Consider the following 6154-nt stretch of genomic DNA (forward strand, 5'->3'; position numbering starts at 1 on the left):
GTCCCACATTCACCAAAGGGTGACACACAGGCACCTGGCCCCTTAAAAGTCAGACTTTTAAGGTTGAACACGTCCGAGCAGTTCATCCACCTCGATCGAGGACTTCTTGAAGATGAGTACGCAGACATCCGGCAGCCTCCAGTGGACCGATCTCGACCAGCGTGCCGTCGACACGGCCCGTGTACTCGCGGCCGATGCCGTGCAGAAGGTCGGCAACGGCCACCCCGGTACCGCGATGAGCCTGGCCCCCGCCGCGTACACGATCTTTCAGAAGGTGATGCGACACGACCCCGCGGACCCCGAGTGGACGGGCCGTGACCGCTTCGTCCTCTCCCCCGGACACACCTCGCTGACCCTTTACACGCAGCTGTTCCTGTCCGGGTACGAGCTGGAGCTGGACGACCTCAAGGCGTTCCGGACGCACGGTTCGAAGACGCCGGGCCACCCCGAGTACGGCCACACCGCAGGCGTCGAGACGACGACCGGCCCGCTCGGCCAGGGTGTCGCCAACGCGGTCGGCATGGCGATGGCCGCCCGCTACGAACGCGGCCTCTTCGACCCCGAGGCACCCGAGGGCACCTCGCCCTTCGACCACACCGTCTGGGCGATCGTCTCCGACGGCGACCTGGAGGAGGGCATCTCCGCCGAGGCGTCCTCGCTGGCCGGTCACCAGAAGCTCGGCAACCTCGTCTTCGTCTACGACGACAACCACATCTCCATCGAGGGCGACACGGCGACGGCGTTCTCCGAGGACGTGCTGAAGCGGTACGAGGCGTACGGCTGGCACGTGCAGCGGATCGAGCCCGAACTCGGCGGCGACATCGATGTGCGCGCGCTGTACACGGCGCTCAAGGAGGCGCAGGCCGAGACCGCGCGCCCCTCGATCATCGCGATGCGCACGATCATCGCGTGGCCCGCCCCGAACGCCCAGAACACCGAGGCGGCCCATGGCTCGGCCCTCGGCGACGACGAGATCGCGGCCACCAAGCGTGTCCTCGGCTTCGACCCGGAGCGGACCTTCGAGGTCGCCGACGAGGTGCTGGCCCACGCCCGCCAGGCCCTCGACCGGGGTGCCGAGGCGCATGCCGCCTGGGACAAGCGGCTCACCGAGTGGCGCACCGCGCAGCCCGAGCGGGCGAAGCTGTTCGACCGGGTCGTGGCAGGTCAGCTCCCCGATGGCTGGGAGGAAGCCCTGCCGGTGTTCGAGGAGGGCGCGTCCGTCGCCACCCGCGCGGCCTCCGGCAAGGTCCTCCAGGCCCTGGGCCCAATCCTGCCCGAGCTGTGGGGCGGCTCCGCCGACCTGGCCGGCTCGAACAACACGACCATCGACAAGACCTCCTCCTTCCTCCCCGAGGGCAACCCGCTCCCGGAGGCGGACCCGTACGGCCGTACCGTCCACTTCGGCATCCGCGAGCACTCGATGGCCGCCGAGATGAACGGCATCGCACTGCACGGCAACACCCGTATCTACGGCGGCACCTTCCTCGTCTTCTCCGACTACATGCGTAATGCCGTACGTCTGTCGGCGCTGATGCAGCTGCCCGTGACCTACGTCTGGACGCACGACTCCATCGGCCTCGGCGAGGACGGCCCCACCCACCAGCCGGTCGAACACCTGGCCTCCCTGCGCGCGATCCCGGGCTTGAACGTCGTGCGCCCGGCCGACGCCAACGAGACGGCCGTCGCCTGGGCCGAGATCCTCAAGCGGCACGCCACCAACCCGGCCCCGCACGGCCTGGCGCTCACCCGGCAGGGTGTGCCGACGTACGCCCGCAACGAGGATGCCGCGAAGGGCGGTTACGTCCTGCGGGAGGCCTCCACCGGCACCCCGGACGTCGTCCTGATCGCCACCGGTTCCGAGGTCCAGCTCGCCGTCGCCGCACGTGAGTCGCTGGAGGCCGAGGGGGTGGGTACGCGGGTGGTGTCGATGCCGTCCGTGGAGTGGTTCGAGGAGCAGTCCGCCGAATACCGCGCGCGTGTCCTTCCGCCGTCCGTGAAGGCGCGCGTGGCGGTCGAGGCGGGCATCGGTCTGACCTGGTACCGCTACGTCGGTGACGCAGGACGCATCGTCTCCCTCGAGCACTTCGGCGCCTCCGCCGATGCCAAGACCCTGTTCGCCGAGTTCGGCTTCACCCCCGAGAACGTCGCCCGGGCCGCGCGGGCTGTGCTCAATTCAACTACCGGCAATTCCGCCGCCCGCGGTTGATCCGCACGCCAGAAGGAAGATGATCACAGTGACGACCGAAACAACCCCCACCGCGGGAACACTCAAGCGCCTCTCCGACGAGGGCGTCTCGATCTGGCTGGACGACCTCTCCCGGGGCCGCATCGCCTCCGGCAACCTCGCCGCACTCATCGACACCCACCACGTGGTCGGCGTGACCACCAACCCGTCGATCTTCCAGGCCGCCATCGGCTCCGGCGAGGGATACGAGGAGCAGCTCGCCGACCTGGCCGTGCGCGGCGTCACGGTCGAAGAGGCCGTACGCATGATGACCACCGCCGACGTGCGGGCCGCCGCCGACGTCCTGCGCCCGGTGTACGACGCCACGGGCGGCCGGGACGGCCGTGTCTCGATCGAGGTCGACCCGCGTCTCGCCCACGAGACCGCGGCGACGATCGCCGAGGCCAAGCAGCTGGCCTGGCTGGTCGACCGGCCCAACGTGATGATCAAGATCCCGGCGACGAAGGCCGGCCTGCCGGCGATCACCGAGGTCATCGGCCTCGGTATCAGCGTCAACGTCACGCTGATCTTCTCCCTGGAGCGCTACCGCGAGGTCATGGCCGCCTATCTGGCCGGCCTGGAGAAGGCGCAGGCAGCGGGCATCGACCTGGCGTCGATCCACTCCGTCGCCTCCTTCTTCGTCTCCCGCGTCGACTCCGAGATCGACAAGCGCCTGACGGTGCTCGGCACCGACGAGGCCCTCGCGCTCAAGGGCAGGGCGGCGCTGGCCAACGCGCGGCTCGCCTACGAGGCGTACGAGGAGGTCTTCGACGGTGAGCGCTGGACCGCCCTCGGCGGCGCCCACGCCAACAAGCAGCGCCCGCTGTGGGCCTCGACCGGCGTCAAGGACCCCGCGTACAAGGACACGCTGTACGTCGACGAACTGGTCGCGCCCGGCACCGTCAACACGATGCCGGAGGCCACCCTCAACGCGACCGCCGACCACGGCGACATCCACGGCGACGCGGTGAGCGGCGGCTACGCCCAGGCCCGCGCCGACCTCGCGGCCGTCGAAGGGCTCGGGATCAGTTACGACGAGGTCGTGAACCTGCTGGAGGACGAGGGCGTCGCGAAGTTCGAGATCGCCTGGAACGACCTGCTGAACGCCGTCACCAAGTCGCTGGACAGCAAGGGAGTTGACGGGGAATGAGCGACGAGTCGACCCTGCCCGCGGCCACCGTCGAGGCACCTGCCGCTGACGCTCCGCCGAAGCCGGAGCAGGCAGCGAAGCCGGAGAAGGCAGCGAAGGCAGCGAAGGCATTCGAAGGGGACTTGGGCAGCGAGGACGACTGGGACAACCCGCTGCGCGATCCCGGCGACCGCCGTCTCCCCCTGATCGCCGGCCCGTCCGGGCTGGTCATCTTCGGGGTGACCGGTGACCTGTCCCGCAAGAAGCTGATGCCGGCCGTCTACGACCTGGCCAACCGGGGCCTGCTCCCGCCGGGCTTCTCGCTCGTCGGCTTCGCCCGCCGGGACTGGGAGGACGAGGACTTCGCGCAGATCGTCCACGACTCGGTGCGCGACCACGCCCGTACGGAGTTCCGCGAGGAGGTCTGGCAGCAGCTCGCCGAGGGCATGCGGTTCATCCCCGGCGACTTCGACGACGACGCGGCGTTCGAGCAGCTGCGCGCGGCCGTCGAGGAGCTGGACGCGTCCCGGGGTACGAGCGGCAACTACGCCTTCTACCTGTCCGTACCGCCGAAGTTCTTCCCGAAGGTCGTCCAGCAGCTGAAGAAGCACGGCCTGGCGAACGCGCCGGAGGGTTCCTGGCGGCGCGGGGTGATCGAGAAGCCGTTCGGACACAACCTGAAGAGCGCGCGTGAGCTGAACCGGGTCCTGCACGACGTGTTCGACCCGGAGCAGGTCTTCCGGATCGACCACTACCTCGGCAAGGAGACCGTCCAGAACATCCTGGCGCTCCGCTTCGCCAACCAGATGTACGAGCCCGTCTGGAACCGGTCGTACGTCGACCACGTCCAGATCACGATGGCCGAGGACATCGGCATCGGCGGCCGGGCCGGCTACTACGACGGCATCGGGTCCGCGCGCGATGTGATCCAGAATCACCTCCTCCAGCTGATGGCCCTGACGGCCATGGAGGAGCCGATCGCCTTCGACGCCGAGTCGCTGCTGACCGAGAAGCTCAAGGTCCTCAAGTCGGTGAAGCTGCCCGAGGACCTGGGCGAGCACACCGTGCGCGGGCAGTACGCGGCGGGCTGGCAGGGCGGTGAGCAGGTGTCCGGCTATCTCGAAGAGGACGGCATCGACCCGCAGTCGAGCACCGACACGTACGCGGCCGTCAAGCTGGAGGTCGACAACCGCCGCTGGGCGGGCGTCCCCTTCTATCTGCGGACCGGCAAGCGGCTGGGGCGGCGCGTGACGGAGATCGCGGTCGTCTTCCAGCGCGCCCCGCACTCCCCGTTCGACTCGACGGCCACCGAGGAACTCGGCGCGAACGCGATCGTCATCCGCGTCCAGCCCGACGAGGGCATGACCGTGCGCTTCGGTTCCAAGGTCCCGGGTACCTCGATGGAGATCAGGGACGTCACGATGGACTTCGCCTACGGCGAGTCCTTCACGGAGTCCAGCCCGGAGGCGTACGAACGGCTCATCCTGGACGTCCTGCTCGGCGACGCCAATTTGTTCCCCCGTCACCAGGAAGTGGAAGAGTCCTGGAAGATCCTCGACCCGATCGAGGAGTACTGGGGCACGCACGGCAGGCCCGCGCAGTACGCCTCGGGCAGTTGGGGCCCGGAGGAAGCCGACGAGATGCTCGCACGAGACGGACGGAGCTGGCGCAGGCCATGAAAATCGACCTCACCGACACCACGGCAAGCAAGATCAACAAGGCACTGGTGAAGGGGCGGCGCGCCATCGGCACCCCTGCCGTGGGCATGGTCCTGACGATGGTGATCGTCACGGACGAGGAGAACGCCTACGACTCGATCAAGGCGGCCGAGGACGCCTCGCACGAGCACCCCGCGCGCACCCTGGTCGTCATCAAGCGGCACGCCCGCAGCCCGCGCGACCGCACCAAGTCCCACCTCGACGCCGAGGTACGGGTGGGCGCCGACGCCGGCACCGGCGAGACGGTCATCCTGCGGACGTACGGCGAGGTGTCCGACCACGCCGACTCGGTGGTCCTGCCGCTGCTGCTGCCGGACGCGCCGGTCGTCGTCTGGTGGCCGGTGAACGCCCCCGAGGTGCCCGCCAAGGACCCGCTGGGCTCGCTGGCCCAGCGCCGGATCACCGACATGTACGCGGTCGAGCAGCCGCTGGTCGCACTGGAGGCCCGGGTGCGCTCGTACGCGCCCGGCGACACCGACCTGGCGTGGACGCGCCTCACCCCGTGGCGCTCGATGCTGGCCGCGGCCCTCGACCAGGCCCGTACGAAGATCATCTCGGCGGCCGTCGAGAGCGAGGCCGAGAACCCGAGCGCCGAACTGCTGGCCCGCTGGCTCGGCGCCCGCCTGGACGTGAAGGTGGACCGCGTCGTCACCGCGGGCCCGGTCGTCACGGCTGTCCGCCTCGGCACCGACAAGGGCGAGATCGTCATCGACCGCCCCGAGGGCCCGCTCGCCACGCTCACCCTGCCCGGCCAGCCCTCCCGCACGCTCGCGCTGAAGGTGCGGCCCACGTCCGAACTCATCGCCGAGGAGCTGCGCCGCCTCGACGCCGACGAGATGTACGCGGTCGCTCTGCGGGGCGGCGGCACCAAGGAGACCCCCCGTCATGTCTGACTCCCCCACGCTCAGCCGGCGCCCCGAGTGGACCGCGCTGGAGGACCACCACGCCGGTGCGCTCAACCGGCCGCGGCTGCGCGAGCTGTTCGCCGCCGATCCCGGGCGCGCGGAGCGGTACGTCGTGCGGGTCGGTGATCTGCACATCGACTACTCCAAGCACCTGATCACGGACGAGACCCTCACCCTC

4 protein-coding genes and 1 pseudogene are annotated in these 6154 nt (G+C 69.6%); all 5 read left to right on the top strand.

Annotation, left to right across the window (positions count from 1 at the left end):
• Window positions 1–112 precede the first annotated feature (112 nt).
• Window positions 113–2206: a transketolase gene (gene tkt / locus IEY89_RS05405; protein ID WP_189146075.1), complete on the top strand. Its 2094-nt coding sequence runs from the start codon at window positions 113–115 to the stop codon at window positions 2204–2206.
• A 19-nt stretch (window positions 2207–2225) separates the two neighbouring features.
• Window positions 2226–3374: a transaldolase gene (gene tal / locus IEY89_RS05410; RefSeq protein WP_189146076.1), complete on the top strand. Its 1149-nt coding sequence runs from the start codon at window positions 2226–2228 to the stop codon at window positions 3372–3374.
• Complete coding sequence (gene zwf / locus IEY89_RS05415) at window positions 3371–5032, top strand: glucose-6-phosphate dehydrogenase (RefSeq protein ID WP_229695060.1); 1662 nt, start codon at window positions 3371–3373, stop codon at window positions 5030–5032. Before tal ends, zwf begins: the two co-directional genes overlap by 4 nt.
• Entirely contained in the window at window positions 5029–5964 is a 936-nt protein-coding gene (opcA, locus tag IEY89_RS05420) for a glucose-6-phosphate dehydrogenase assembly protein OpcA (protein WP_189146077.1), read from the top strand. Before zwf ends, opcA begins: the two co-directional genes overlap by 4 nt.
• Window positions 5957–6154, top strand: a pseudogene (locus IEY89_RS05425) (glucose-6-phosphate isomerase); the annotation flags it as partial. The gene opcA and the pseudogene IEY89_RS05425, both read left to right, overlap by 8 nt.

This window comes from Streptomyces lacrimifluminis (assembly GCF_014646095.1).
Lineage (GTDB): Bacteria > Actinomycetota > Actinomycetes > Streptomycetales > Streptomycetaceae > Streptomyces > Streptomyces lacrimifluminis.

Bases quoted from the DNA above. Each gene is read 5' to 3' on its own strand.
- tal (WP_189146076.1), top strand. From the start codon at position 2,226: ATGATCACAGTGACGACCGAAACAACCCCCACCGCGGGAACACTCAAG.
- tkt (WP_189146075.1), top strand. From the start codon at position 113: ATGAGTACGCAGACATCCGGCAGCCTCCAGTGGACCGATCTCGACCAG.
- opcA (WP_189146077.1), top strand. From the start codon at position 5,029: ATGAAAATCGACCTCACCGACACCACGGCAAGCAAGATCAACAAGGCA.
- zwf (WP_229695060.1), top strand. From the start codon at position 3,371: ATGAGCGACGAGTCGACCCTGCCCGCGGCCACCGTCGAGGCACCTGCC.